Origin of the sequence: Bradyrhizobium sp. SZCCHNRI3043 (assembly GCF_032377735.1) — a bacterium.
Classification (GTDB): Bacteria; Pseudomonadota; Alphaproteobacteria; order Rhizobiales; family Xanthobacteraceae; genus Bradyrhizobium.
Genome location: NZ_JAUHID010000034.1, coordinates 1 through 24,894, shown reverse-complemented (window position 1 = coordinate 24,894; position 24,894 = coordinate 1). Strand labels below are relative to the sequence as shown.

Annotated in this window: 22 protein-coding genes; 8 read left to right on the top strand and 14 right to left on the bottom strand. The window is 66.7% G+C overall.

From position 1 onward, the window contains the following. From QX124_RS31680 to QX124_RS31665, 4 genes are all read left to right on the top strand, one after another. Positions 1 to 1,371: efflux transporter outer membrane subunit (locus QX124_RS31680; protein ID WP_315799290.1), on the top strand; the 1,371-nt coding region annotated here is incomplete at its 5' end. Continuing rightward, on the top strand, positions 1,371 to 2,486 hold the full coding sequence (locus QX124_RS31675; RefSeq protein WP_315799289.1) for an efflux RND transporter periplasmic adaptor subunit: 1,116 nt from the start codon (positions 1,371 to 1,373) through the stop codon (positions 2,484 to 2,486). The genes QX124_RS31680 and QX124_RS31675, both read left to right, overlap by 1 nt. Positions 2,487 to 2,519: 33 nt before the next feature. Next, positions 2,520 to 5,597: an efflux RND transporter permease subunit gene (locus QX124_RS31670; RefSeq protein ID WP_315799288.1), complete on the top strand. Its 3,078-nt coding sequence runs from the start codon at positions 2,520 to 2,522 to the stop codon at positions 5,595 to 5,597. A 127-nt stretch (positions 5,598 to 5,724) separates the two neighbouring features. After that, positions 5,725 to 6,408 carry a PadR family transcriptional regulator gene (locus QX124_RS31665; protein WP_315779473.1) on the top strand — a complete coding sequence of 228 codons (684 nt, stop codon included), beginning with the start codon at positions 5,725 to 5,727 and terminating at the stop codon, positions 6,406 to 6,408. A 263-nt stretch (positions 6,409 to 6,671) separates the two neighbouring features. Here QX124_RS31665 and QX124_RS31660 read toward each other — a convergent pair whose 3' ends face one another. Together QX124_RS31660 and QX124_RS31655 are read right to left on the bottom strand one after the other, a co-directional pair. Further along, positions 6,672 to 7,508 carry a class III extradiol dioxygenase family protein gene (locus QX124_RS31660; protein WP_315741218.1) on the bottom strand — a complete coding sequence of 279 codons (837 nt, stop codon included), beginning with the start codon at positions 7,506 to 7,508 and terminating at the stop codon, positions 6,672 to 6,674. A 2-nt stretch (positions 7,509 to 7,510) separates the two neighbouring features. After that, the gene (locus QX124_RS31655; protein WP_315758446.1) at positions 7,511 to 7,864 is read right to left on the bottom strand and encodes a protocatechuate 4,5-dioxygenase subunit alpha; all 354 of its coding nucleotides are present in this window, start codon (positions 7,862 to 7,864) and stop codon (positions 7,511 to 7,513) included. 123 nt (positions 7,865 to 7,987) lie between these two features. Between QX124_RS31655 and QX124_RS31650 the strand changes: the two genes are divergently transcribed. Continuing rightward, on the top strand, positions 7,988 to 8,920 hold the full coding sequence (locus tag QX124_RS31650; RefSeq protein WP_315776352.1) for a LysR family transcriptional regulator: 933 nt from the start codon (positions 7,988 to 7,990) through the stop codon (positions 8,918 to 8,920). Between the two features lie 24 nt (positions 8,921 to 8,944). Here QX124_RS31650 and QX124_RS31645 read toward each other — a convergent pair whose 3' ends face one another. The 3 genes from QX124_RS31645 to QX124_RS31635 all read right to left on the bottom strand — a co-directional run bounded on the left by QX124_RS31645 (position 8,945) and on the right by QX124_RS31635 (position 11,398). Further along, complete coding sequence (locus QX124_RS31645; protein ID WP_315741223.1) at positions 8,945 to 9,331, bottom strand: VOC family protein; 387 nt, start codon at positions 9,329 to 9,331, stop codon at positions 8,945 to 8,947. 77 nt (positions 9,332 to 9,408) lie between these two features. Then, positions 9,409 to 10,686 (bottom strand): NAD(P)/FAD-dependent oxidoreductase, encoded by a 1,278-nt coding sequence (locus QX124_RS31640; protein WP_315776351.1) that lies wholly within the window; start codon positions 10,684 to 10,686, stop codon positions 9,409 to 9,411. Further along, on the bottom strand, positions 10,679 to 11,398 hold the full coding sequence (locus QX124_RS31635) for a RibD family protein (RefSeq protein ID WP_315741214.1): 720 nt from the start codon (positions 11,396 to 11,398) through the stop codon (positions 10,679 to 10,681). Before QX124_RS31635 ends, QX124_RS31640 begins: the two co-directional genes overlap by 8 nt. A gap of 371 nt (positions 11,399 to 11,769) precedes the next feature. On the opposite strand from QX124_RS31635, the gene QX124_RS31630 reads away from it, so the two are divergent. Further along, positions 11,770 to 11,916, top strand: coding sequence for a hypothetical protein (locus QX124_RS31630; protein WP_315776350.1), 147 nt, complete (start codon positions 11,770 to 11,772; stop codon positions 11,914 to 11,916). A gap of 132 nt (positions 11,917 to 12,048) precedes the next feature. Further along, on the top strand, positions 12,049 to 12,402 hold the full coding sequence (locus tag QX124_RS31625; RefSeq protein ID WP_315776349.1) for a DUF2200 domain-containing protein: 354 nt from the start codon (positions 12,049 to 12,051) through the stop codon (positions 12,400 to 12,402). A 24-nt stretch (positions 12,403 to 12,426) separates the two neighbouring features. On the opposite strand, the gene QX124_RS31620 is transcribed toward QX124_RS31625, so the two are convergent. Further along, positions 12,427 to 13,344: a PaaI family thioesterase gene (locus QX124_RS31620; protein WP_315799287.1), complete on the bottom strand. Its 918-nt coding sequence runs from the start codon at positions 13,342 to 13,344 to the stop codon at positions 12,427 to 12,429. 261 nt (positions 13,345 to 13,605) lie between these two features. Here QX124_RS31620 and QX124_RS31615 point away from each other — a divergent pair, with 261 nt between their 5' ends. Beyond that, entirely contained in the window at positions 13,606 to 14,274 is a 669-nt protein-coding gene (locus QX124_RS31615; protein ID WP_315799286.1) for a hypothetical protein, read from the top strand. A 55-nt stretch (positions 14,275 to 14,329) separates the two neighbouring features. On the opposite strand, the gene QX124_RS31610 is transcribed toward QX124_RS31615, so the two are convergent. The 8 genes from QX124_RS31610 to QX124_RS31575 all read right to left on the bottom strand — a co-directional run bounded on the left by QX124_RS31610 (position 14,330) and on the right by QX124_RS31575 (position 24,318). Further along, positions 14,330 to 15,874 (bottom strand): L,D-transpeptidase, encoded by a 1,545-nt coding sequence (locus QX124_RS31610; RefSeq protein ID WP_315799285.1) that lies wholly within the window; start codon positions 15,872 to 15,874, stop codon positions 14,330 to 14,332. A 356-nt stretch (positions 15,875 to 16,230) separates the two neighbouring features. Continuing rightward, positions 16,231 to 17,103 carry a helix-turn-helix domain-containing GNAT family N-acetyltransferase gene (locus QX124_RS31605; protein WP_315741208.1) on the bottom strand — a complete coding sequence of 291 codons (873 nt, stop codon included), beginning with the start codon at positions 17,101 to 17,103 and terminating at the stop codon, positions 16,231 to 16,233. Between the two features lie 359 nt (positions 17,104 to 17,462). Then, positions 17,463 to 18,398, bottom strand: a complete 936-nt coding sequence (locus QX124_RS31600; protein WP_315758434.1) for a sugar-binding protein — start codon at positions 18,396 to 18,398, stop codon at positions 17,463 to 17,465. An 83-nt stretch (positions 18,399 to 18,481) separates the two neighbouring features. Continuing rightward, the gene (locus tag QX124_RS31595; protein ID WP_315773080.1) at positions 18,482 to 19,579 is read right to left on the bottom strand and encodes an ABC transporter permease; all 1,098 of its coding nucleotides are present in this window, start codon (positions 19,577 to 19,579) and stop codon (positions 18,482 to 18,484) included. Further along, positions 19,579 to 20,346: an ATP-binding cassette domain-containing protein gene (locus QX124_RS31590; RefSeq protein ID WP_315779455.1), complete on the bottom strand. Its 768-nt coding sequence runs from the start codon at positions 20,344 to 20,346 to the stop codon at positions 19,579 to 19,581. The genes QX124_RS31595 and QX124_RS31590 overlap by 1 nt, the downstream gene beginning before the upstream one ends. Before the next feature lie 46 nt (positions 20,347 to 20,392). After that, complete coding sequence (gene xylA / locus QX124_RS31585) at positions 20,393 to 21,715, bottom strand: xylose isomerase (RefSeq protein ID WP_315799284.1); 1,323 nt, start codon at positions 21,713 to 21,715, stop codon at positions 20,393 to 20,395. A gap of 6 nt (positions 21,716 to 21,721) precedes the next feature. Further along, complete coding sequence (gene xylB, locus QX124_RS31580; protein ID WP_315799283.1) at positions 21,722 to 23,170, bottom strand: xylulokinase; 1,449 nt, start codon at positions 23,168 to 23,170, stop codon at positions 21,722 to 21,724. Positions 23,171 to 23,289: 119 nt separating this feature from the next. After that, the gene (locus tag QX124_RS31575) at positions 23,290 to 24,318 is read right to left on the bottom strand and encodes a LacI family DNA-binding transcriptional regulator (protein ID WP_315799282.1); all 1,029 of its coding nucleotides are present in this window, start codon (positions 24,316 to 24,318) and stop codon (positions 23,290 to 23,292) included. Positions 24,319 to 24,894: the final 576 nt, after the last annotated feature.

Genomic DNA, 24,894 nt, shown 5'->3' with positions numbered 1-24,894 from the left:
GGCAATGTGCAGAGCTTCGCACCCGGAGGCGATCTGCCCGGCACCTGGTGGGCGCTGTTTCATTCCCGGCAGATCAACGCCTTCGTCGAGGAAGCGATTCGCAACCACCCGGACATCGAAGCCGCGCAATTGGCGCTGCGTGCTGCGCGCGAGAACGCGCTGTCTCAACAGGGCGCGCTGTTTCCGCAGCTGAGCGCGAGCGGATCCGCCGAACGCACCCAGGCCTCCACCACACAGAGCGGGCAATGGCCCGGCCAGACCTCGCTCTACACGCTCTATGGCACGTCGGTAAGCGTCAGCTACGCGCTCGATCTGTGGGGCGGCACGCGACGCCAGGTCGAGGCGCTGCAGGCGCAGGCCGACTACCAGGCGTTCAAGCTGGAGGCGACCTATCTCGCGCTGACCGCCAATGTCGTAACGGCCGCGATCACCGACGCCTCGCTGCGCGACCAGATTGCGGCGACGGAGGAGATCATCAAGGCCGAGACCGATCAGCTCGGCCGGATCCAGCGCCAGTTCGACGTCGGCGCCATCTCAAAATCCGATGTGCTGGCGCAGGAGGCGACGCTGGCGCAGGCCAAGGCGACCTTGGCGCCGCTGCAGAAGCAACTCGCGCAGCAACGCAATCAACTGATGGCCTATCTCGGCCGGCTGCCGAGCCAGGACCGCGGCGAGCATGTGACCCTCGCGGAGCTGCGGCTGCCGCGCAAGCTGCCGGTGTCACTGCCCTCCTCGCTCGTCCGGCAGCGTCCGGACATCCGGCAGGCCGAGGCTACGTTGCACCAGGCCACAGCGACGGTCGGCGTTGGCGTCGCCAATCTGCTGCCGCAGGTGACGTTGTCGGGCAGCTACGGCGCAAGCGGACCGGGTCGGCTGTTCTCGCCGACGACCATCGTGTGGGATGCGGCCTCGAGCGTCAGCCAGAAACTGCTCGACGGCGGCACGCTGTATCACACCAAGGAGGCGGACGTCGCCACCTTCGAGCAGGACCTGTCGCTCTACAAGAGCACGGTCATCACCGCGTTCCAGAACGTTGCGGATTCGCTGCGCGCCATCCAGTACGACGCCGAGGCGCTGAAGGCCCAGGCTGCCGCCGAGAAAGCCACGGCCGACAGTCTCGCCATGGCGGTCGAGCAGTTCAAGAGCGGCGCCGTGCCCTACGCCAACGTCATCAACGCGCAGCAATCCTATCTCAACGCACGCGTCTCCCGCATCAAGTCGCAGGCCACGCGCTTCAGCGACACCGCGGCGCTGTTCCAGGCGCTCGGCGGCGGCTGGTGGAATCGCCAGGACGAGACCCCGGCGGCGCTGCCCCGCGCCAATCCCGGCTACTTCGCCGGTCCCAATCGTACGACCCAGGAAGCAATGTAATGAAGAAACGCATGACGATCATGCTGGCCGCCATGGCGGTGCTGTTCGGCGGCCTCTACGGCTTTCAGACATTCAAGGGCATCATGATCGCCAAGGCGATCGGCGCCATGGCCAACCCGCCGCAGACGATCTCGACGGTCGTTGCGGCGACCGCTCCATGGCGCTCCAACCTCACCGCGGTCGGCTCGCTGCGCGCCGTCAACGGCGCCGATCTGGCGCTGCAGGCCGCAGGCATCGTGCAGGGCATCCAGTTCAATTCGGGCGACACCGTCGAAGCCGGCCAGCAATTGCTGCAGCTGGTCGCGACCGACGACGTCGCCAAGCTGCAGTCGCTGCAGGCGACTGCCGAGAACTATGCCATCGTCGTCAAGCGCGACGAGGAGCAGATCAAGTTCAACGCGGTCAGCCAGGCCACGCTCGACAGCGACCGCGCCAATCTGAAGAACGCGCAGGCCCTGGTGACGCAGCAGAAGGCGATCGTCGAGCAGAAAACCCTGAAGGCGCCCTTCGCCGGCCGGCTCGGCATCCGCGCCGTCGATCTCGGGCAGTATCTCGGCGCCGGCACCACCATTGTCACCCTGCAGAGCCTCGATCCCATCTTCGTCGACTTCTATCTGCCGCAGCAGTCGCTCGCCGACATTCGGATCGGCCAGGACGTCGCCATCACGGTGGATGCCTTCCCATCCGAGCGCTTCACCGGCCAGATCTCGGCGATCAACGCCAAGGTCGATTCCACCAGCCGCAACGTCCAGGTCCGCGCCACCCTGCACAACGAGGCCGCCCGGCTGTTGCCTGGCATGTTCGCCAAGGTCGAGATCGCGACCGGCAGCCCGGAGCAGCTCGTCACGCTGCCGCTGACGGCAATCGTCAGCAACCCCTACGGCGATCTCGTCTACGTCGTCGACGATCTCAAGGACGGCCAGGGCAAGGCGCGGCAGATGTTCGTCAAGAGCAAGCCGGCCAAGGGCGACCGGATCGCGATCACCGACGGCATCAAGCCGGGCGAGACGGTGGTGATCGCGGGACAGATCAAGCTGCGCAACGGCAGCCCGGTGAGAATCGACAACTCACACGTACCGGTCGCGGAAGCCGCGCCGGATGTCGTCGACCAATAGTCCGGCCAGCCCGCGCTCATCAGAGTCATCACCATGCGTTTCACCGACATCTTCATCCGCCGGCCGGTGCTGGCGCTCGTGGTCAGCGCCCTCATCCTCGTGCTCGGCCTGCGCTCGATGACGACGCTCGCCATCCTGCAATATCCGCGCACGCAGAACGCCATCGTCACGGTGAGCACGGCCTATGCCGGTGCCGATAGCGACATCATCGCCGGCTTCATCACCACGCCGCTGGAGAACGCGATCGCCCAGGCCAACGGCATCGACTACATGACGTCGACCAGCGTCACCGGCAGCAGCACCATCACCGTGAACCTGCGGCTCAACTATGATTCCGGCAAGGCGATGACCGAGATCAACGCCAAGGTGAACTCGGTGCTCAACCAGCTGCCGACCGGCACGCAGCAGCCGACCTTGACCTTGAAGGTCGGGCAGACCATCGATTCGATGTATATCGGCTTTGCGAGCGACGTGCTGGCACCCAACCAGATCACCGACTACCTCACGCGCGTGGTGCAGCCGAAGCTGCAGGCGGTCTCCGGCGTGCAGACCGCCGAATTGCTCGGCGCCAAGAAATTCGCCCTGCGCGCCTGGCTCGACCCCGACAAGCTCGCGGCCTATGGCCTGACCGCGACCGACGTGTCGACGGCACTGTCGGGCAACGACTACATCTCCGGGCTCGGCACCACCAAGGGCCGCCTCGTGCAGGTCGACCTCGCCGCCGCGACAAATCTGCATTCGCTGGAGCAATACCGCAATCTCGTCGTCAAGCAGGTCAATGGCGCCATCATCCGCCTGCGCGATGTCGCCAATGTCACGCTCGGCAATGACGACTACGACAGCGCGACGCGCTTCAACGGCAAGACCGCGGTCTACATCGGCATCCAGGTGGCGCCAACGGCGAACCTGCTCGACGTCATCAACGGCGTGAAGGCTGTTTATCCGGAGCTGCAGCGACAGCTGCCGAACGGCATCACCAGCGAGATCCTGTACGACTCCACCGATTTCGTGAACTCGTCCATCGACGAGGTGATCCATACGCTGGTGGAGGCGATCGGGATCGTAATTGTCGTCGTGTTCATGTTCCTGGGATCGTGGCGCTCGGTGCTGATCCCGGTGATCGCCATTCCGCTGTCGCTGATCGGCACCTTCGGCCTGATGCTGCTGATGGGCTTCTCCATCAACCTGCTGACCTTGCTGGCCCTGGTGCTGGCGATCGGCCTCGTCGTCGACGACGCCATCATCGTGGTGGAGAGCGTGCACCGCCTGATCGACGAGGGTGTACCGCCGGTCGAAGCCGCGATCCAGTCGGCGCGGGCGCTGGCGAGCCCGATCATCGCGATGACCGTGGTCCTGATCGCGGTCTACGTGCCCGTCGGCTTCCAGGGCGGCCTGACCGGAGCCCTGTTCACCGAGTTCGCCTTCACGCTCGCCGGCGCCGTCACCGTCTCGGCGGTGATCGCGCTGACGCTCTCGCCGATGAACTGCGCCTGGCTGCTGCGCCGGACCGAGCGCGACGCCACCACGTTCGAGGCGCGTTTGGTGAGGACGATCGACCATGTGCTCGAACGGCTCGCCCACTTCTATCGCCGCTGGCTCGAAAGCGTGTTCGCGACCAAGCCGGTGGTGGTGGTGTTCGCGCTGCTGCTGCTCGCGATGATTCCCTGGCTCTATGTCAGTTCCACCAGCGAGCTTGCGCCGGACGAGGACCAGGGCATCGTGCTGTCGCTGACGAATTCGGCGCCCTCGGCCACGCTCGAGCAGCGCCAGTTCTACGGCCAGCAGCTGTATGGCTTGATCGCCCAGCGCCCGGAGACGCGCACCGTGTTCCAGATCGACACCTCGACACAGGTGATCGGCGGCTGGGTTCTGAAGCCCTGGGATCAGCGCAAGGCGACGACCAAGACCCTGCAGCCGGAATTCCAGCAGCTCCTGAACGGCATCGCCGGCGCCCGCTCGGTGGCGTTCCAGCCCTCGCCGCTGCCGGGCAGCAACGGCCTGCCGGTCCAGTTCGTGATCGGCACCACCGGCGCGTTCGGCGAGCTCAATGACGTGTCGCGCGATTTCATGGCAAAGGCGCTGGCGAGCGGCCGATTCATCTTCCTCGACAGCGATCTGAAGATCGACAAGCCGCAGACCACCGTGGTGTTCGATCGCGACAAGGCCGCCGATCTCGGCCTCAAGATGAGCGATCTCGGCGGCGCGCTCGCGACCATGCTGGGCGGCAATTATCTCGACTATTTCAGCCTGGAGGGCCGCTCCTACAAGGTGATCCCCCAGGTCCGGCAGAACGACCGCCTCACCGACAGTCAGTTGCTCGACTATTCGATCCGCACCAGCGGCAATGCCATGGTGCCGCTGTCGACCGTGGCCCGGCTCGAGCGCAAGACGATCCCTGAGTCGCTCAATCACTTCCAGCAGATCAATGCGGCAACCATCTCCGGCGTGGCGATGCCGGGTATCGCGATGGGCGACGCGCTCGCCACCTTGAAGGAGATCGCGAAGTCGCTGCCATCGGGTTACTCGATCGACTATGGCGGCGCGTCGCGACAGCTCGAGCAGGAATCCGGCGGCTTCGTCACCACCTTCGTGTTCGCGCTGATCATCATCTTCCTGGCGCTCGCCGCCTTGTTCAACAGCTTCGTCGATCCGATCATCATCCTGGTGTCGGTGCCGATGTCGCTGGCGGGCGCGCTGATCTTCATCAGCCTCGGCATCGGCGGCGCCAGCATCAACATCTACACCCAGGTCGGCTTAGTCACCCTGATGGGCCTCGTCAGCAAGCACGGCATCCTGATGGTGGAGGTCGCGAACGAGCTGCGCGAACAAGGTAAGGATCGCACCGAGGCGATCATCGCGGCGGCCACCGTCCGCCTGCGTCCGATCCTGATGACCACGGCGGCGATGGTGCTCGGCGTGATCCCGCTGATCACCGCGAGCGGCGCCGGCGCGGTGTCGCGCTTCAACATGGGGCTGGTGATCGCCACCGGGCTCGCCATCGGCACCCTGTTCACGCTGTTCGTGGTCCCCGTCGCCTATGCGCTGATCGCTCATCGCGGCACGACGACCGAACCGGCGGCAACGGCTCACACGGCGGAAGCGACAACGTAAAACGCGCGGCAAAAATACTTTTTAACTCATGCACTTAAATCAAAGGTCGAGGCAACCGAAGCGATCGATGTTGACAAACGTAAGATGATAACGATATATCGTTTATACGAAACGGAGATCATATCGTATGAGACATCATCATTGGAAATTCGGGCGTCGTGGCTGGGACGATGATCGCGAGGAGCGCGGCTGGGGCCATCGCGGCGGGCATGGCTTCGGCGAGGCCTGCGAGGACGTCCGCCTCGGCGGCCGCGGTCCCGGCTTCGGCCCGCGAGGACCCGGCCTGTTCGAGCGCGGCCGCCGCGGCGGCCGCGAGGAGTTCGGACGGGGCGGCGGCGGTCGCTTCTTCGGCCCCGGCGACCTGCGCAGCCTGCTGCTGTGGCTGATCGGCGAGAAGCCGCGCCATGGCTACGAGCTGATCAAGGCGGTCGAGCAGCTGGTCGGCGGCTCCTACTCGCCGAGCCCCGGCTCGGTCTATCCCATCCTCAACCTGCTCGAGGACATGGGCCAGATCGAAGCCGCATCGGCCGAGGGCGGCAAGAAGCTGTTCGCGATCACCGACGCCGGACGCCAGGCGCTGAAGGACGACGAGGCGGCGATCGAGGGCCTGCTGAGCCGGTTGCGCATCATGGCCCGCACCATGGGCGGCATGCGCCCGCCGGAGCAGGTGCTGCAGACGGTGCAGACCCTGAAGATGGCGCTCAAGATGCACCGCCCCGGCTGGAGCGACGAGGAGGCCAAGCGCGTCAGCGGCATCCTGACCCGCGCCATCGCCGAGATCCAGGGCGACGACGACAACGCGGCGAGCTGACATCAACATCCGCCACGGGCGGAGGCGTAGCGGCCGGCATTGAGACCGTGCTCGCCGCCGCACAGAAGCTGACAGTCACGTTCCTCGATAGCATCCGCGGTATGGGTCCCGGCGTTCGCCGGGACGACACCGGTGATGTGGCGCGGTCGTACCAAACACACTGCTGTCGTCCCGGCCTTGAGCCGGGACCCATACCGCGTGATGGTCGTTGGCGGAATAGCTCTCGGTCATCACCTTCCGCACCAAAAATCCCGCTGGAGCCGCTACACCGGCTCCAGCACCATCAGCCCGGTCGCCGTGTTGGAGATCGGGATGTGATAGTTGGAATGCTCCTTGCGGACCTTCTCCGGCAGGGTGCCGCGCGCGACCATCCAGTTCAGCAATTCGACACCCTGGGTGCCCGACAGCTCGACCAGCTCGGTGGTCGAATACTTCGTCGCCCAGGCGGGATCGTCGACCATGCTGGCCATGAACTTCTCGTCGAAATCCTTGTTGATGAAGCCGGCGCGCTCGCCGTCGAGCTGATGCGACAGGCCGCCGGTGCCCATGACGACGACGCGTTCGTCCTTCGGCCAGGATTGAATCGCCCGCGCCAGCGCCTGGCCGAGCCTGTAGCAGCGCGCGGCCGACGGCAGCGGCGCCTGCACCGTGTTGACGACCACGGGCACCACCCGCACCGGCCATTTCTGATCGGGCCAGCACAGCGCCATCGGCAGCGTGAAGGCGTGATCGACCACCATCTCCTGGCAGGTGGTGAGGTCGAAATCCTCCTTCACCAGATGCTCGATCAAATGCCAGGACAATTCGCTGTCACCCTTGAACGGCGCGGTCTGCGGAATGCCCCAGCCTTCGTCGGCATTGCTATAGCTGTCGGCCGCGCCGACGGCGAAGGTCGGCATCTTGTCGAGGAAGAAGTTGAGGCCGTGGTCGTTATAGACGAGCACGACCACATCGGGTTGGGCCTTGGCGAGCCATTCGCGCACATGCGGGAAACCGTCGAAGAATGGCTTCCAATACGGGTCCTGCTGCAACCCCTTGGCAATCGCGCCGCCGATGGCCGGAACGTGGGACGTGGTGATGCAACCTACGATCTTCGCCATGATCAACCCCTTGCCGCCAGAAGCTTGGCCTTGAACTGCTCTTTCGTCAGCCCGGTCTGCTGCGCGCCGATGTCCTGCATGTCCAGACCGAAGATGCCGGCGAACTTGGCGAGGTAATAGGCATTGCCGCCGGCTTCGATCAGCTCGAGCACATTGCGATTCTTGATCGCCGCGCGCTGCTGCGCGTTGAGGCCATATTTGGCACAATAGCCGTCCTCGTCGGCGACGAACGCCTTGCGGTTGGCGGCATCGTTGAACGAGTAGCACATCTTGTTGAGCGCATAGCCTTTGCGGGCCTGCTCGCCGTCGAAGATGGTGGTGCCGGGCACGGGCTGCCGGGCTGACGTGGTGGACATCTGAGCCTCCCCTGGTCGTGTTTCGAACGGCCGCGCTTGATCTGGATCAAACGCGGCGCCGTTCGTGCCCGCCAGTATCGCTGACAGACACCGTCAATAAAGGCCGCGCGACCGATCCGATCCATGAGCCAATTCGATCATTTGGACCTCGACGGCCACCTGCTGCAGCTCCTGCTCGCCGTCATCGAGGAGGGCTCGGTCACCCGCGCTGCGCAGCGGCTCGGCGTCACGCAGTCGGCCGTCAGCCATCTGCTCGACAAGCTGCGCGCGATCACCGGCGATCCGCTGTTCGTGAAGTCCGGCCGCGGCATCGTGCCGACCGCGCATGCGCAGCTCTTGGCGCTGCGCGCCCGCGCGCTGCTCGACGACCTCCGGAGCTTCTCGCACACCGCTGCATTCGAGCCGGCGAAAATCTCCGCGCAAGTGACGATCGCGGCCAATGATCTGCAGCGCGACCTGCTGCTGCCGTCCCTGCTCCGCTACGCCCGCGCGCAGGCGCCGGGCCTCAGCCTGCGCGTCATCCCCTCCGGCGCACCGACGCCGGAGATGCTACGGGAAGAGCACTGTCAGCTCATCATCACGCCGCGCCCGCCCGAGGGCAGCGACATCCTGCAGAAGCGGCTGTTCGAGGACAGCTATCGCGTGTTCTACGATGCGGGCCAACGCGAGCCGCCGCAGAGCCTTGAGGACTATCTCGCCAGCGACCACGTCACGGTACTGTACGAGCCGAGGCGCCGCCTCGACATCGACGAGATCATGGCCGAGCGCGGCATCGTCAGGCGGTTCGCGGCGCAGGTGCCGGGCTTCGGCGGCATCGGCCCGTTCCTGCGCGGCAGCCGCATGATCGCGACGCTGCCGAGCCTCCTGCGCGCCTACATGCTGCGCGGCCTGGCGGTGGCGCCGGTGCCGGTCCCCTGCCCGGCGATGCCGATGTACATGGTCTGGCACCTGCGCCACCAGGACGACCCGCTGCACCGCTGGCTGCGCCAGCAGCTCGAGATCGTGGTCGCGCCGAGCTTGGCCGCGGCCGCCGAGCACATGCCGGTGATGGCGTGACTCATCCCGAGGGGTGAGCGGCCCTCACGCCGGCGCGTGGCACACCGCCTCGATGTTGTTGCCGTCGGCGTCGCGCACGAACGCGCCGTAATAGTTCGCGTGATAATGCGGCCGCAGTCCAGGCGCGCCGTTGTCCCGTCCGCCTGCCGCGATCGCCGCCTGATAGAACGCATCGACCGTGGCGCGATCCTTGGCGTGGAATGCGACATGCGTCGAGGTCGCGGCCGTCCCGCCGGTGCCGATCCAGAAATCCGGACGACCGTCGCCGAAGCCGGCGTGATCACCGTGGCCGCCGGTCTGCTCGTTGGTGATCTCCATCATCAGGACGTAACCCAACGGCGCCAGGGCCGCCGCATAGAAAGCCTTGGCGCGGACAAAGTCGGAGACAGGGAAACCGACGTGATCGAGCATGACGATCCTTTCCATGGTGATCGGCGAATGCTAGCGCCGTGGGCCTACGGGCGCAACATCATGCACGCGGCGCGCGATCACATCGCGAGGATGCGCCGCGCCGTCTGTTGCCCGCTGGCCAGCGCCGCCTCGACCGTTCCCATGTCGCGCCCGCGATACAGCGCCTCGCCGGAGATCAAGACACGACCGCCATCCCAGCGCGAAAGCGTATCCTGCGCCTCGCGGGATCCTAGCGTCGCATAGGAATAGGCCCCGCGCGCGAACGGATCCTTCGCCCAATCCGTGACATGCGACGCGAGGAGCTGCTGCCTCAGCGAGTCCACCGGCTGCGAGAAAATGCTCGCAAGCGCCGAGAGACCCGACTCTATCAAGGCGACATCGTCGAGCGCGACGAAAGCGCTGGCCGGCGGCCCGGCGAGCCAGCCGGTCAGCACCGCATCATCGTTCGGATGCTGCGTCCACCACACCGGCACGTCGGCATCGGACAGCACGAACAGCATGTCGGAGAGGTCCTCGGTCCGAGCCTCTCGCCACCACCGGCGCTCGAAGCGCAGCAGCAGCTTGATGACGTTGCCGAAGCCGATGGCTTCGGCTGCGGCCAATTGCGAGCGCATCGCCGGCGGCAGCGCGATGGTCCGCAGCAGCGGCAGCGGCACGGTCAGGAGGACGATATCGCCGCGCTGCGCGCGGCCGTCGGCGCAGCGCACGACGACGCCATCATCGGAGCTCTCCACCGCGCGGACCACCGCCTCGAGCTTCATCGCCACGCCATGCGCCCGGCACTCCGCCACCAGATGATCGAGCAGCGCCGCGTAGCCGCCGACGATGCGTGCCTGAGCACCGCGGTCGCCGCCCATCCACTCGTCGCGCAGCGCGAACACGCTGGCACGACCAGGATCGGCGGCATCATAGCCCTGCACCATCCCGAGCACCGACTTGCGCAGGGCGGCAAACTCCGCGCCGCCGAAATGACGCTCGAGCAGCGCCGTGACGGTCATATCCTGATCGAGCTGCCGCGCCACGCGGTGCAGTTGGCGCATCTGCCGATCGGCAGGATCCTCGCGCGAGAACGCGCCGTCCATCACGTACCAGCGCGCGCCATCGACCGGCGTCGAGGTGAGCCCCGCCTCGGCCATCAGCGCGTGGGTGACCGGCGCCTCGCCATGGATGAATTCCGCGCCGGCATCCGCGCGATATCCAAACCTGCTCGCGGGCAGCGGATGGATGCGCCCCCCGCAGCGGTCGCGCGCTTCCAGCAGCGTCACTTGCTTGCCGGCGCGGGCCAGCTCACGCGCCGCCATCAGGCCCGCGGCACCGCCCCCGACGACGATGACGTGCATTCGCCGCTCAGCCATGACTTGCCTGGGCCGGCAAGGGCGAGCCGTTGGTGATCTTGTAGCGCAGCCACAGCGCGCCGCCCTCCAGCGCCGTGCTGCTTTCGAGCGTCATCGCCGTGATCGGCGCGCGCTCGCCGGACTCGGCTTCGGTCGAATCGAACACGCTGGGTGCCCCCTTGGCGCCGTCCACGGCCGGACATAGAACGAGGTTGAACTCGTCGACCAGACCCGCGCGCAGAAACGCGCCGTTGGCGCCGCCGCCGCCCTCGAGCAGCAGGCGCTTCACGCCGAGCTCCTGCGCGACGATCTCCAGCACGCGTGAGAGATCGAGTTTCGACTGGCCGGCGAAGACGTAGGAGACACCCTCGCCGCGCAGGCCCGCGAGATGTGCATCCGACACGGCCTCGGTCAGCACGACGACGATCGGATCGCCGCCGATGTCGGCGCGGCCCCAGCAGATCTTGCCATGGGGATCGAGCACGATGCCGTAGGCCTTGGCGCCGCGTCGCGCGATCCAATGGGTGCGCGGGATTCGCTCCGTGGTCTCGGCCGGATAGGCCGAGCCCTTGGCGAACTCCTGGCCGGTGACGCGGCCGATCAGCCAGGCATCGCCCCCGAGCTGGTCATGCACCTGCTCGAACAGATCGCCCGATCCCTTCGGACGCCAGCGGCTCGGCAATGTCCGGCCGTCGACGCTCGACGCCATCAGGCAGATGACTTCCGGTTTCATGCATCCTCCTTGTCGCCGCTGAACGGGGTCACCGAATATCGCCTCGGCGGCGTTGTCAACGAAACGGCGTGCGTTTCGTTCGATCGCGGCCGCAACGCTCGCCTGCGCCGTCGCTGTAACCGCACGAGTTCCTGCGCTAGTTTCGGGATTGAAACGGAGCCGATCATGGACGCTGCGCCGCGCAGACGAGACGCCATCGGTTTGCGCAGGGCACGGCGCGGTGCCCTGCATGCTGGCCGACAGCATCGCCAACCAGGGCGGCCACGCCGCGCCGTGGCGCTCCGTGTGGATTCGCCGCCTTCCTGGCCTCGCTGGGCGGGGCAGTCGCGCTCGACCTCAAGCGGCTGTTCTTCCTGCTCATCATCATCCCCGTGATCGTGCTGTTCCTCATCGTGTTCGGCGTGATCGGCGGCTGTGTCGTTCGTAGGACGTGCTCGCCGCTGGCCGAAGGCTTGGGTCTCGGCCTGATCCTGGCGTGGTCGCTTGGGGTGTCGTTTCCGATGTTCCCGCCGGGCTAGCGCGCGTTTCCGACGTGTGCGAACGAACGTGCTGTACTACGATCATGAACGCGGACATGAAGCACGCGCTTCGGGCGCGCCGTCGCCCCTTTCCGACCCGACATGCGTCGCCTACGATCCGATGGAGCCAGCATGGCAAAACACCGCATCTACACGACGAGCTTCGCGAGCGTGTACCGATTGTACGTCGCGAAGGCCGAGAAGAAGGGACGCACCAAGGCAGAGGTCGATCAGGTGATCTGCTGGCTGACGGGCTATGGCCAAAACGAGCTTGAGTCCCGGTTGGAACGTCAGACGGACTTCGAGACCTTCTTCGCGCAGGCGCCTGCGATGAATCCCGCGCGGACCTTGATCAAGGGCATGATCTGCGGCGTCCGCGTGGAGGATGTCGAGGAACCGACGATGCGGGAGATCCGCTACCTGGACAAGCTGGTCGATGAGCTGGCGCGGGGAAAGGCAATGGACAAGATCCTGCGCAAGGCATGATCGCAACCCGCGACGCGATCTTCCTCAGTCCTGCTCCTGCCCTGGCGCCTGCCGCAGCATGAAATGGCCGAAGGCGGTGGCGATCGGCTTCGTCGCATCGTCCTGCCAGGCGCGGGCCTCGAAGGCGACGACGCGGCGGCCCTGCTTGACGATCGACGCTGATGCGATGGTGTCGAGCGCACGGCCCGACCTCAGATAGTTGATGGTGAGGCCGACCGGCTTCGGCGGCGCCGTGGCGCCGAGCTCGCGCATCACGGTGACGATCGCCGCGGTTTCGAGAAACGCGCCGGTCATGCCGCCATGGATCGCAGGCAGCACGGGATTGCCGATGATCCGGTGCGAGAACGGCATCACGAGCGTGTCGTTCTCGGCGAAGCGGATGCCGAGGCAGCGCGCGAACGGACTGGTGGGAAACGGCCCCGTCGGATCGTCCGGTGCGTCGAGCGGCGGTGGCACGCCGTCGAAGGCCGCCCGGTCGGTCAGCATGTTGGTGCGGTTGGCGCCAATCATGAAGCAGGCGGTCGCGGTGGCGACCGGTGCGGTCTCCTCCTCCTGATAGGCGGTGGCGCGCACGAACGCGATCGAGCGGGTGACGCGGAAGCATACCGCATGGGCCTTGATGTCGAGACCGGGGGTCGCCGGCTTCTGATAGTCGATGCGCAGATCGAGCGTGGCGATCGCCCGGCTGCCGTCGAGCGCGAGTTGCACCGCCATGCCACAGCTCTCGTCGAGCATCGCGGTGACGACGCCGCCATGGATGACGCCGGTCTCGCTGTCGCCGACGAACACCGGACGATAGGGCAAGGTCGACCAGGCCTCGCCGGGCGCGAACCGGTCCATCCTGAGCCCGCTGATATGGCCATAGACCGAGCGGCGCTGCCTGATGGCCTCGGCGAGTTCGTCGAATGCCGGCGGTGTGGCGATGGGCGGAATGTTGGACATGCGCGATTTAGATCACGATCCCGAGGACGCACGAAGCCTTTTCCGACTGATCCGGATTGTGTGCCGGCGATCCAGGCCGGATCATCGCCGTCCCTGCATCCGCACGATTGAGCGCCGCCGATCGTGCTCACGACTCAAGGCTGCGAGCCTGCATTCCCGCAAAACTACGTGGATGAAATGTTCTGCCGGCGCGGCGCGCTTAGAACATTGGCAACCTTAATATGATCATAATTGCCGCCATCAAATCCCGGAGACCTGTCGATGCGCAGACCCACCAAGACGCCGGACGCCCCGCCGAGCAGCGGCACGGCCTCTCTACGAATTGTCCTGAGCCTGGCGCTCGCAGCCAGCGCCGGTGCGATGTGGTGGAGCAGCGGCGGCGCCAACAGCTTCTCCTTCGGGACCGGAGCGCCTTCGCTCGAGACCCGCGTCGCCACGCTGACATCGGAGCTGGCGCAGCTCAAGGCCGAGACCGCCCAGTTGCGCGACCGCCAGAGCGACACCTCCGGCGAGCTTCTGCAATTGCGCGCCAGCCTCACCACGGCCGAAACGGGCCTGGCCGCCTTGCGCACCACCGCCGACGAGACCGAGGCGCGCCGCCGCGATACGGCCGACAAGATCGAGTCCGATCTCGCGCTGCTGAAGCGCCAGACGATCCGCCTCCGCGGCGCCCAGGAAGATGCGGCGACCGAGCTGAGCGGGCTGCGCACCGCGGCCGCGAACAGCGACGTCACCATCGAGCAGCTCCGGACCTCCACCGGCGAGATGCGTCAGCAGTTGGCACGCATCGAGACCGCTCGCGAGGCGACCAGCTCGATCTCCCGCAGGCCTCACCGTGTCAGGCGCGTGGCGCGCGCGACCGAAGCGCAACATGAGCCGCAGCCTTTCCTGATGCAGTGGCCCGGCGTCATCCCCGCAGGTCGCAACTGATTTGAAGTGCCATCCGGCCTGACCCGCGAACCCAGTCAGGCATCAGGCCGGCTGGTCACCACCAGCCCGGCTGCACCGGCCGGTAATAGGTCGGAGGCGGACCGCGACGGCGCGGCGCCGCGACGGGCTGGCCATCCCAGCTGCGCTGGAAAAAGCTGCCGAAGCCATCGTCATATTCGTCGCCGCTGGCAACGTCGACATTGGTCGTCGGCCGGCGCGTGATGAAGCCGCCCTGCGGCTGGTTGCTCAGCACCGCGACGAACTCGGTCCGATAATTGGTCTCGCTCGACAGCGGCTCGTCCGAGACGATGATCGAGGAGCGCGGCACGGCCGTCGGCGCGATCCGGGCGAGCACGTCCTTCGGAATGGTGATGCGGTCGAGCGCGTCCTTGGCGGTGTCGCCGTCGTCGATGGTCACCGCCGTCCAGCGCAGCCCCGCGCCGTTCTGTGCCACTGCGGTGAACACATGCGTTCCGATCGGCCGGTCGGGATCGCGGATGGTCACCGGCGCCTCGATCGAGGTGTCGAACACCTCGCCGCCGCCGTCGGGGGCCGGCTTGTGCGTGTTGCGCCTGACATAGAGCATCTGCGTGGAACGGCTGATATAGACCGAGACCGGCTCGGTCGCGAGCCTGGCGTCCGTCGCAGCCTTGCTCGTATCGACCTTCCTGGCCGCAGCCGCCTTGGCGGCATCCTTGGTCGAGGTCGCCGCAGCGAGCTTCGCGGTCGCGTCCGACTTGGCGGCCTCGAGCTGCGCCGCCGCGTCGGTCGCCTTGGCGGCGGCCTTCTGCTTCGCATCCTCGGCCAGCGTCCTCGCCTGATCGGTCTTGGCGGCGGCCAGCTTCCTGTCGGCGAATTTGAGCTCGGCCTCGCTGCGCACCTTGGCCTGCTCCAGCTTGCGCAAGGACGCCTTCAGAGCCTTGGCCTCGCGCTCGGCCGCGGCAGCCGCCGCCTTGGCCTCGTCGGCGAGCCTGGCGGCGTCCTCGGCTTCGCGGCCGAGCGTCGCGGCGCGCGAGGGCACCGCGGCGAGCGCCTCTGCGGTCGGCACGAACAAGGCGGGATGGGAGAACTCGACCGGCGCCGGGTCACCGGGCGCGATGATCACCCGCATGCCGATCCAGGTCCGGTCGAACAGCTTCTCGGCAAAGCCATAGGGCATGCGGACGCAGCCATGCGAGGCGGCATAGCCGGGCAGCGGCCCGCCATGCAGCGCCACCCCGTTCCAGGTGATGCGCTGCATGTTCGGCATCCAGGCGTCGTCATAGAGCGTCGAGCGGTGGTCCTTGTCCTTTTCCAGCACGGCGAACACGCCGGCCGGCGTCTCGCGGCCGGAGACACCGGTCGACACTGGCGCCCGCCAGATCCAGCCGTCGGCGTCGTAGAACGTCACCTTCTGGGCCTTGATCGATACGATCGCCATGATCGGATCGCCATGCGCGCGCGGCGCCGTCGCTTCGGTCGCCGGCGCGGGGCGCGCCTGCCGCGCGTTGGCCGCGGAGCTGGGCATCGCCAGTGCCGCCAAGGCCGCAAGGGTCATCAAGACCGGTCCGCGACGCCGCATCGCTGCAAGGTTCTGAGCCGCCGTGGATCGTGTCACCATGCCTTGTCCCGATTCGTCATTGCTGTTCCGCCCGCGCCGGCGCGATCGGCGCAGGACGATCTATACGCTCGATCAAGTCTTGGGGTGAAGTGAGGCGAAGAAGCGTCCCCGAGTCACGAGGCCCTCGCCGCAATTGCGTCAGGCTCAGGCAACAAATTAGACTCAAAGCACGCCCGCCTGCCTCTCATCGCTGGAACCCAACGACCCTCATCCAATCACCCGCCGGTTGCCCATCGCTTAACGCCGAGCAGGCCGACGGGGTCCGTCGCAGAGGTCCCCTAGCAATTCGCCGACCACAAGGCGCTCGCGTTCCTGAAGCCCGATGCACGAGCGCCGAGCGTCACGGGAGATCGACCTCAAACCTGCTTCTCGAAGAACAGATCCGGATACGGATCGTCGTTGAAGCGGTCGATCTCGGTCCAGCCGGTGCGGCGATAGAGCTGGACGGCCTCGGTCAGCGCGCTGTTGCTGTCGAGACGGAGCGTCGTGATCGACAGCTTTCGCGCGGCGTCCTCGGCCGCATCCATCAGCCGCCGGCCGAGGCCAAGCCCGCGCGCCGCGGGCGCGACCCACAGCCGCTTGATCTCGGCGACATCGCCGCCGCTGCCCTTCAGCCCGACGCAGCCGAGCGGCAGGCCGTCGGACAGCGCCACGAAGAAAGCCCCGCGCGGGGGCGTCATGTCGGCGGCGTCGGGATCGCGCGACAGCGCGACGTCGTAGCCGCGTTCGAAGCGGCGTGACAGCTCGGCGTAGTACTCGCCGAGGCAGTAGCGCGACTGCTCGCCGCGCGGATCAACCTCGTCGATGGCGATGCGGCTGCGTCCCAGCGCGGCCGCAACCAGGTCCATCGCCGCCAAAAGCGCCTCGGGCTGGCCGTGACGCGCCAGCATCGATTCGGCCTGGGCGTTGGAGAGCGTCTCATAGGCCTCGAATTCGCGCCGGCCGGCGGCCGTGAGCCTGGCGATGCGGCGGCGTGCGTCGTCGGGATGCGGCCTGGTCGTCACCAGCCCCTCCTCCTCCAGGCTGCGCAGCAGCCGGCTCATCAGCCCGGAATCGAGCGCGAGATAGTCGCGCAGATCGGCGACGTCGCTGCGGCCATGGCCGATCGCATTGAGCACGCGGGCCGCCCCGAGCGGCCGCCCGCGCCCGAGAAACGAGGTGTCGAGCGCGCCAACCTCCGAGGTGACGGCGCGGTTGAAGCGGCGGACGCGAGAGATGGGGTCGAGCATGATATCTGACTTTAGTCAGATATTTTCTGCTGTCAATCGTCCGGGCCCGTGTTGCCCGCACTGTCATCATCCGCCACCGGGTCTCACCTTCGGCGAGCCCAATGACAGGCTCCGGCGGATGACCCAGCACGCCGCGGCGTCTCGATTGCCCACGACCGTCTCTGGAATACTGGATCGTCCGCCGTCGCGGGCGATGACGGAGAGACGATCGGCAGCATCTTGTTGGCTAAGACAGAGGCACACATACGAGGCGGCTCAAGCGCCGGCACCAACGCGCACTAAGCATCCCAAACAAAAAGGGCGGCCCAGCCGCCGGCCGAAGCCGGATGCCGGACCGCCAGGTTTTCCCCGGGAGGAACTCAGTTCAGAAGCTTGGCGACGTTGTCCTTGGTGACGAGATCGAGGCCGGTGTAGATCACGTCCGGCACCTTCTCGCCCTTCTTGATCGCGAGCAGCGTGTCCATCGCCTTCTCGCCCATCTCGAACGGACGCTGGCCGGTCAGCGCGTTGGAATAGCCGTCACGCAACAGTTCGAGCTGCATCTTGAGCGTGTCGGCGACGACGAGGGTCAGCTTGCCGGCGTCGATGTCCTTGCGGTTCTTGTTGACGAAGGCCTTGTAGCCCTCGGGCGCGAACATCGGCCAGCCGCCGATCGGCACGATGGCGCCGAGATCCGGCGTCGCGGTGCGCAGATCGGCCATCTGCTGCACGGCGAGCGCGGGATCGTCGTTGCAGAAGGTCGGCGAGCCCGCCACCTCCGTCCACTTCGAGCCCTTCAGCGCCTCACGCACGCCATCGACGCGCTCGGCGAGGTTCTTGGCGCCGGGGCCGCCGGAGACGACGGCATATTTGCCGCCGTCGGGTCGGAGCTGCAGCAGCTGCTTGCCGAGCGCCAGCCCGAAATCCTTGTTGTTGGTGCCGATATAGGCGATGCGCTTGGAGCCCGGCGCATCGGCATCGAAGGTGATCACCGGAATGCCGGCGGCGGTCGCCGCCTCGATCGACTTCGTCATCGCGGCGACGTCGGCCACCGAGATCGCCAGGCCGTCGACCTTCTGCGTGACGAAGTCCTGGATGATCTGCGCCTGCGTGGCCGGCTCGTGCTCGACCGGACCCTTGTAGATGCACTCGACGTTGCCGAGCTCCTTGGCGCGCTTCAGGCAGCCGTCGCGCGCGACGTCGAAGAACGGATTGTTCATCGCCTTCGGCACGATGGCGAAGCGGTATTTGGTCTCGGCCTGCGCCGGGGCCAGCATGATCGCGAGCGATGCGACCGCATAGAGCAGCTTCTTCATGGGTTTCCCTCCTCCATGTCTATCCCTGATGATTGTCTGCTCCGGGTGAGGATAGACGCGCTTGTCATCCCGGCCAGTATTCGTCACAGCAGGCGTGCGCGGATACGATCCACCAGCACGGCGGCGATGATGATCACGCCGACCAGAGTCTGCTGCCAGTAGGAGTTGACCTGCGCCAGCACCAGCCCGTTCCTGATCACCTCGAGCAGCACGCAGCCGACGATGGCGCCGAGCGGTCCGCCGAGACCGCCGGCGAGGTTGGCGCCGCCGATCACGGCCGCCGCGATCACGTTGAGCTCATAGGACGTCGCCATGTTGGCGGGCGCGGAGCCGAGCCAGCCGGAGATGATGATGCCCTGCAGGCCGGCGGCGAGCGCGCCGATCACATAGACCTCGATCTTCACGCGGGGCACCGAGACGCCGGTCAGCTCCGCCGCCTTCTCGTTGCCACCGATCGCGAACACGTGGCGGCCGAACGCGGTGTGGTGCAGCACCAGCGCCATCACCAGCGCCAGCGCGATCAGATAGATGAAGGGCGCCGGCACGCCGTAGACATCGCCCTGCGTCAGCGCATAGAAATAATCGGCGTCGGGGCCGCCGGGGAAGCTGCCCTTGCCGTTCGAGATCACGTAGCTGAGACCGCGCACGATCGACAGCATGCCGAGCGTGGTCACGAACGGCGACAGCCCGAGCAAGGCGATGCAGACGCCGTTGATCAGGCCGACGACGAGCGAGACCGCAAGGCCTGCCAGCACCGAGACGATCAGGATCAGGCCGGGCACGTTGGCGACCACGGTCTTGCCGTCCGCGGCGAGATGCACGAACAGCGATGACAGCGGCATCCCCGGTGTCGACAGCGTCGTCATCACCATCGAGGTGATCATCGCCGCGAAGCACATCATCGAGCCGACCGACAGGTCGATGCCGCCAGTGATGATGACGAAGGTGATGCCGAGCGTCGCAATGGCGATGAAGGAAAAGTTCTTGGCGACGTTCTGCAGATTGCCCTCGGTCAGGAAATAGGGACTGGCGAAGCTCATCACGATGATGAGGGCGATGAGCGCCAGCGTGACATAAGCGGTCTGCGAGGCGAACACGCCGCGGTGCCACCATCTGATGGCGCCGACATTGGTGAAGGTGACTTCGGTGCCGGCGGAGCGGGTCTCGGATGGAACGGACATCACGCCGCCTCCTTGGCGCCGGTGATCAGCGCAGTCACTTCCTCGGGGCTGGTCTCGCCGACCGGCTTGTCGGCCTTCTTCTCGCCGCGACGCATCACCACGACGCGATCGCACACCGCGAAGATGTCGGGCATGCGGTGCGAGATCAGGATGACGGCGATGCCCTGCTCCTTCAGCCGATGGATCAGGCTCAGCACCTGCTCGACCTGGCGCACCGAGATCGCCGCGGTCGGCTCGTCCATCATCACGAGCTTGGCGTTGGACAGCCGCGTGCGCGCGATCGCCACCGCCTGGCGCTGGCCGCCCGACATGTCCTTGACCAGATCATGCGGGCGTGTCTCCGAGCGCAGCTCGCGGAACAGCTCGAGCGCGCGCGCCTCCATGCCCTTGTGGTCGAGCAGCACCAGCGGGCCGAAATTGCGCTTCAGCTCGCGACCGAGAAACACGTTGGCGGCGGCGGTGAGATTGTTGGCGAGCGCCAGGTCCTGGTAGACGACCTCGATGCCGACGCTGCGCGAATCCATCGGACGATGGAAATGCACCTCGCGGCCGCCGAAACGGATGGTGCCCTGGCTCGGCGGAAAATTGCCGGCGATGATGCGCACCAGGGTGGACTTGCCGGCGCCGTTGTCGCCCATCAGGCCGACGACCTCGCCGGCGTCGATCGAAAGATCGACGCCGTGCAGCGCGCGGATCGCGCCGAACTGCTTGCCGAGGCCCTTCAGCTCCAAGACTGGCTCCAAGACTGGCTGCGCGGCGGTGCTCATCACGGCTCGCTCAGCCTCATTCGTCATCGTGCGCAGGCTGCTGTCATCAGACATAGCGATTCACCACGCTTTCGAGATATTCCTGCCGGCCGGAGCGCGGCTGCGGATCGAGGCCGGTGTTGACGGCGCGGTCGGCGAGTTCGGCGAGCGAGCGGCGGCCAGCGAGGATCGCCTGTCCCTCCTCGCCGTCCCAGCCGGCGTAGCGCTGCGCGAGCGGCGCCGTCAGGGCACCGTCCTCGAGCATCTGATCGGCGGCGATCAGCGCACGCGCGCAGGCGTCCATCGAGCCGACATGGGCGTGCAGCAGATCATCCGGATCGATCGACTGCCGGCGGATCTTGGCATCGAAGTTCAGGCCGCCCGTGGTGAAGCCGCCGCCCTTGAGCATGTCGTGGAACACCAGCGCCAGCTCCGGCACGTTCATCGCGAACTGGTCGGTGTCCCAGCCCAGCAGATCGTCGCCGCGGTTGATGTCAAGCGAGCCGAACACGCCGAGCGCCTGCGCCAGCGCGATTTCGTGCTGGAACGAGTGGCCGGCGAGGATGGCGTGGTTCTGCTCGATGTTGAGCTTGACGTCGTCGAGCAGATCGTAGCGCCGCAGGAAGCCGTAGCAGGTGGCGACGTCGAAATCGTACTGATGCTTGGTCGGCTCCTTCGGCTTCGGCTCGATCAGCAGCGGCCCCTTGAAGCCGATCTTGTGCTTGTGCTCGACGACCAGCGAGACGAACCGGCCGAGTTGGTCGAGCTCGCGCTTCATGTCGGTGTTGAGCAGCGTCTCGTAGCCCTCGCGGCCGCCCCACAGCACGTAGTTGGCGCCGCCGAGACGATGCGTCACCTCGAGTGCGGCACGCACCTGTCCCGCCGCGTAGGTGAACACGTCCGGATCGGGATTGGTCGCGGCGCCCGCCATGTAGCGGCGGTGCGAGAACAGGTTGGCCGTGCCCCACAGCAGCCGCACTTTCGCACTCGCCATCTTCTGCTCGAACAGGTCGGCGATGGCGTTGAGATTGGCGACCGACTCCTTCAGCGTCGCGCCTTCCGGCGCGGCGTCGACGTCGTGGAAGGTGAAGAACGGCACGTCGAGCAGCCGGAACAATTCGAACGCGACGTCGGCCTTGGCGCGCGCCAATGCCAGCGCATCATCGCCGTGCTGCCAAGGCCGCAGGAAGGTCTCGCCGCCGAACGGATCGCTGCCCGGCCAGCAGAACGAATGCCAGTAGCAGACCGCGAAGCGCAGATGATCCTCCATCCGCTTGCCCCGGATGACGCGATCCTTGTCGTACCAGCGGAACGACAGCGGGCTGCGCGACTCGGGCCCGCCATAGGTGACGGTTGCGCCGGTCTGGAAGAAGGGAGCCTGGACGTTCACGAGGGTTTACTCCTTGAGAGCGGGATAGAGCTTGCGCCATTGCGCGTAGGCGGCGTCGTATGCCGCGCGCTGCGTGGCGCGGGGTTCGAAACTCTGCAGCCGCTGCGGCTTGCGGCAGACATCGGCCGGTGCTGCGCCGGTCGCGGCGAGACGGCCGAGCCGCGCGGCGCCGATGGCGGCGCCGACCTCGCCCTCCTCGACCCGGTGCACGGTGACGCCGAGCACGTCGGCCATGATCTGTGCCCACAACAAGGAGCGCGAGCCGCCGCCGACCAGATCGAGCTCTTTGATCGGCTGCGCGCTACGCGCGAGCGCGGCGAACATGTCGCGTGAGGCAAACGCCACGCCCTCAAGCACCGCCTGCACGAGATCACCGCGGCCAGCGGCGCTGCGCAGGCCGACGAAGGCGCCGGCGGCATGGGCATCGTTGTGCGGGGTGCGCTCGCCGTCGAGATAAGGCAGGAACTGCACCGGGCTCGGACGCTCGACGCGCGTGCCGAGCGGCGCCAGCAGCGCGGCTTCCGGCGTCTCGAGAATGCGCGCCAGCCACGCCAGCGAGGCCGCGGCCGACAGCATGACGCCCATCTGATGCCACAGCCCGCCGAGCGCGTGGCAGAACGCATGCACGGCCGCTTCCGGCGCCGGCGCGAAGCGGTCGGTTACCCGGAACAGCACGCCTGATGTGCCGAGCGACAGGAAGGCATCGCCAGGCCGGATGGCGCCGAGTCCGATAGCGCTCGCCGCGTTGTCGCCGGCGCCGCCTGCGATCACGACATCAGCGCCCATGCCCCAGCGCCGCGCCAGTTCGGGCGACAACACGGCGCTCCGCTCATTGCCCTCGACCAGGTGCGGCATGTGATCGAGACCGAGCCCGGTCGCCGCCAGCAATTTCTCCGACCAGCGCCGCGCGCCGACGTCGAGCCACAGGGTGCCGGCCGCATCCGACATGTCCTCGACCATCTCGCCGGACAGCCGATAGCGCACATAGGCCTTCGGCAGCAGCACCGTCGCGACCTCTGCAAAGATCTTCGGCTCGTGCTTCGCCACCCAGACGAGCTTCGGCGCGGTGAAGCCGGGCATCGCGAGATTGCCGGCGATCGTGTGCAATTCGGGGCAGCGGCGTTCGAGCTCGGCGCATTCGGCTTGCGAGCGGCCGTCATTCCACAGGATCGCGGGACGCAGCGGCCGGCCGTCGCGACCAAGCAAGGTCGCGCCGTGCATCTGGCCGGACAAGCCGATGCCGCGCACCGCTGACGTCTCACGCGGACGCTCACGCGCGAGATCATCGACCGCGCCGATGACGGCCTCGACCCAATGATCCGGATTCTGCTCGGACCACAGCGGCTGCGGATGCGACAGCGACAGCGGACGCGAGGCGTTCGCGATCAGCGCGCCCGTCTCGTCCTCCAGCACGGCCTTCACGCCGGATGTGCCGACATCCAGTCCGAGAAACACGACTCCACTCCTCCCACACGGACCGCCAGGCGCCTCGGCGATCTGCGTCGCCTCGAAACCAGCGCCTCGGTCGTTTCTCATTCCGTGTTCGGGCCGACCGCGTCACCGCGGCCATCCGCTCACGGCAGATTGTCCCGCATCACGATGTCGATGCGGATCGTCTCCTGTTCGCTCAGGATCGGCTCGCCGCGCGCCAGCGCCAGGAGCACGCGCACGGCAGAACGCGCCTCGTGTCCCGGGTTCTGCGAAATCGCCGCATCCATCACGCCGTTCAACAGCAGCTTGCGCGTCAGCGCCGTCACATCATGGCCGACGAACACGATGTCATCGGCCCGCCCCGACTCGGTCAGCGCCTTGGCGACGCCGGCCGTGCCAGCGCCGACATTGTAGAGCCCGACGATGTCGCGATACTCGGTCAGCAGCTCACGCATGAGGTGCTCCGAGCGATCGTCCACATCATGCCCCTCAGCAACCGGCAAAACCTCAAGTTGCCGAAACTCCGCCGCGAGAACCTGGCCGAAGCCGAAGATGCGCTCGGCATGATCGCGCAGGCCTTGCGAGCCGGCCATGATCGCGACCCGCCCCGCCCTGCCGCCGGCGAAGCGTCCGACCAGCGCACCCGCGGTGCGGCCAGCGGCGATGTTGTCGATGCCGACATAATGATGCCGCCGCGACGACGGCACGTCGGAGACCAGAGTCACGACCTTGGCGCCGGACTCGACGAGATCATTGATCGCGGCGCGCACGCTCGGATGGTCGAGCGCCACCACCGCCGCACCGTCTACGCGACCGACCAGATCTTCGAGCTTGCCGGCCAGCACAGCCGGATCGAACACGTCCGTCGTGACGACATCGACCGAGAGCCGGCGCGCGGCCATCCAGTTCGCCAACTCGCCGAGATGCGCCTGAATCTGCTGCATGAAGGGATTGGCACCGGACGGCATCACGAAGGCAAAACGCCGCGAGCGGGCACGGGCGAGTTCGGAGGCCGCCGCATGCGGCTGGAACGCACTGCGCGCCATCGCATCCTTGACGCGTCGCACCGTGTCCGGGCGCACGCCCGGCCGGTTGTGCAGCACGCGGTCGACGGTGGCGAGGCTCACGCCCGCCTGCCGCGCAATATCCCGCAATGTCAGCGGCGCGTTCATGCTCCTCCCCTTTGGGTTGAGGACCATAGCGCGGTTTTTGAGGTGCGCAACTCATTTTTCGGGGCGCGCGGGGAGGCCGACAGACTTTAGCAGTTGGCGCTAATCCAACAGCGCGCCCCGATCATCTGTCCGCCGATCTCGAGCTGAGCGAAGTTGTACCAGCGAAACACGGCGTCATCCTCCAAGCGGCCGCGGAGCGGTGACGGGGCTGACGGTCGCGTGTTCGATCAACATACTGCATCCTGCTCATGGGGCTCGCGGGCAGCCGACGTTCCTGCGCGGCATTGAACGCGATCTGCCCGGCCCCCTTCGAAAATTTTCCGCTTATCAGAAAATTTTTCTTTCGCCTTATCGGAAAATGTGCTTATCTCCGGCCATCCCGCCTCAACGAGAGGGGCGTTGCGCGCGATCGTCACGACACGCGAGGCGGGGATGCGGTGGCCGCGAGAGTTCGAGCAAGCTCGCGAGAGCATGCGGACGAGCGATCTCTTGCGGACGTGAAGTCGCAGCGTCCTGACACCCCGATGCTGGTGTTACGTTCGCGACGGCGCTCGAGGCGCCGCGCGGATCATGGTG

Coding starts and splice junctions, on each gene's coding strand:
- QX124_RS31600 (WP_315758434.1), bottom strand. CDS start 18,398: ATGAAGAAGCTGCTCTATGCGGTCGCATCGCTCGCGATCATGCTGGCC.
- QX124_RS31640 (WP_315776351.1), bottom strand. CDS start 10,686: ATGGCTGAGCGGCGAATGCACGTCATCGTCGTCGGGGGCGGTGCCGCG.
- QX124_RS31590 (WP_315779455.1), bottom strand. CDS start 20,346: ATGAGCACCGCCGCGCAGCCAGTCTTGGAGCCAGTCTTGGAGCTGAAG.
- QX124_RS31645 (WP_315741223.1), bottom strand. CDS start 9,331: ATGCTCGATCACGTCGGTTTCCCTGTCTCCGACTTTGTCCGCGCCAAG.
- QX124_RS31670 (WP_315799288.1), top strand. CDS start 2,520: ATGCGTTTCACCGACATCTTCATCCGCCGGCCGGTGCTGGCGCTCGTG.
- QX124_RS31635 (WP_315741214.1), bottom strand. CDS start 11,398: ATGAAACCGGAAGTCATCTGCCTGATGGCGTCGAGCGTCGACGGCCGG.
- QX124_RS31625 (WP_315776349.1), top strand. CDS start 12,049: ATGGCAAAACACCGCATCTACACGACGAGCTTCGCGAGCGTGTACCGA.
- QX124_RS31660 (WP_315741218.1), bottom strand. CDS start 7,508: ATGGCGAAGATCGTAGGTTGCATCACCACGTCCCACGTTCCGGCCATC.
- QX124_RS31655 (WP_315758446.1), bottom strand. CDS start 7,864: ATGTCCACCACGTCAGCCCGGCAGCCCGTGCCCGGCACCACCATCTTC.
- QX124_RS31675 (WP_315799289.1), top strand. CDS start 1,371: ATGAAGAAACGCATGACGATCATGCTGGCCGCCATGGCGGTGCTGTTC.
- QX124_RS31620 (WP_315799287.1), bottom strand. CDS start 13,344: ATGTCCAACATTCCGCCCATCGCCACACCGCCGGCATTCGACGAACTC.
- QX124_RS31650 (WP_315776352.1), top strand. CDS start 7,988: ATGAGCCAATTCGATCATTTGGACCTCGACGGCCACCTGCTGCAGCTC.
- QX124_RS31665 (WP_315779473.1), top strand. CDS start 5,725: ATGAGACATCATCATTGGAAATTCGGGCGTCGTGGCTGGGACGATGAT.
- QX124_RS31610 (WP_315799285.1), bottom strand. CDS start 15,874: ATGGTGACACGATCCACGGCGGCTCAGAACCTTGCAGCGATGCGGCGT.
- QX124_RS31615 (WP_315799286.1), top strand. CDS start 13,606: ATGCGCAGACCCACCAAGACGCCGGACGCCCCGCCGAGCAGCGGCACG.
- QX124_RS31575 (WP_315799282.1), bottom strand. CDS start 24,318: ATGAACGCGCCGCTGACATTGCGGGATATTGCGCGGCAGGCGGGCGTG.
- QX124_RS31605 (WP_315741208.1), bottom strand. CDS start 17,103: ATGCTCGACCCCATCTCTCGCGTCCGCCGCTTCAACCGCGCCGTCACC.
- QX124_RS31595 (WP_315773080.1), bottom strand. CDS start 19,579: ATGTCCGTTCCATCCGAGACCCGCTCCGCCGGCACCGAAGTCACCTTC.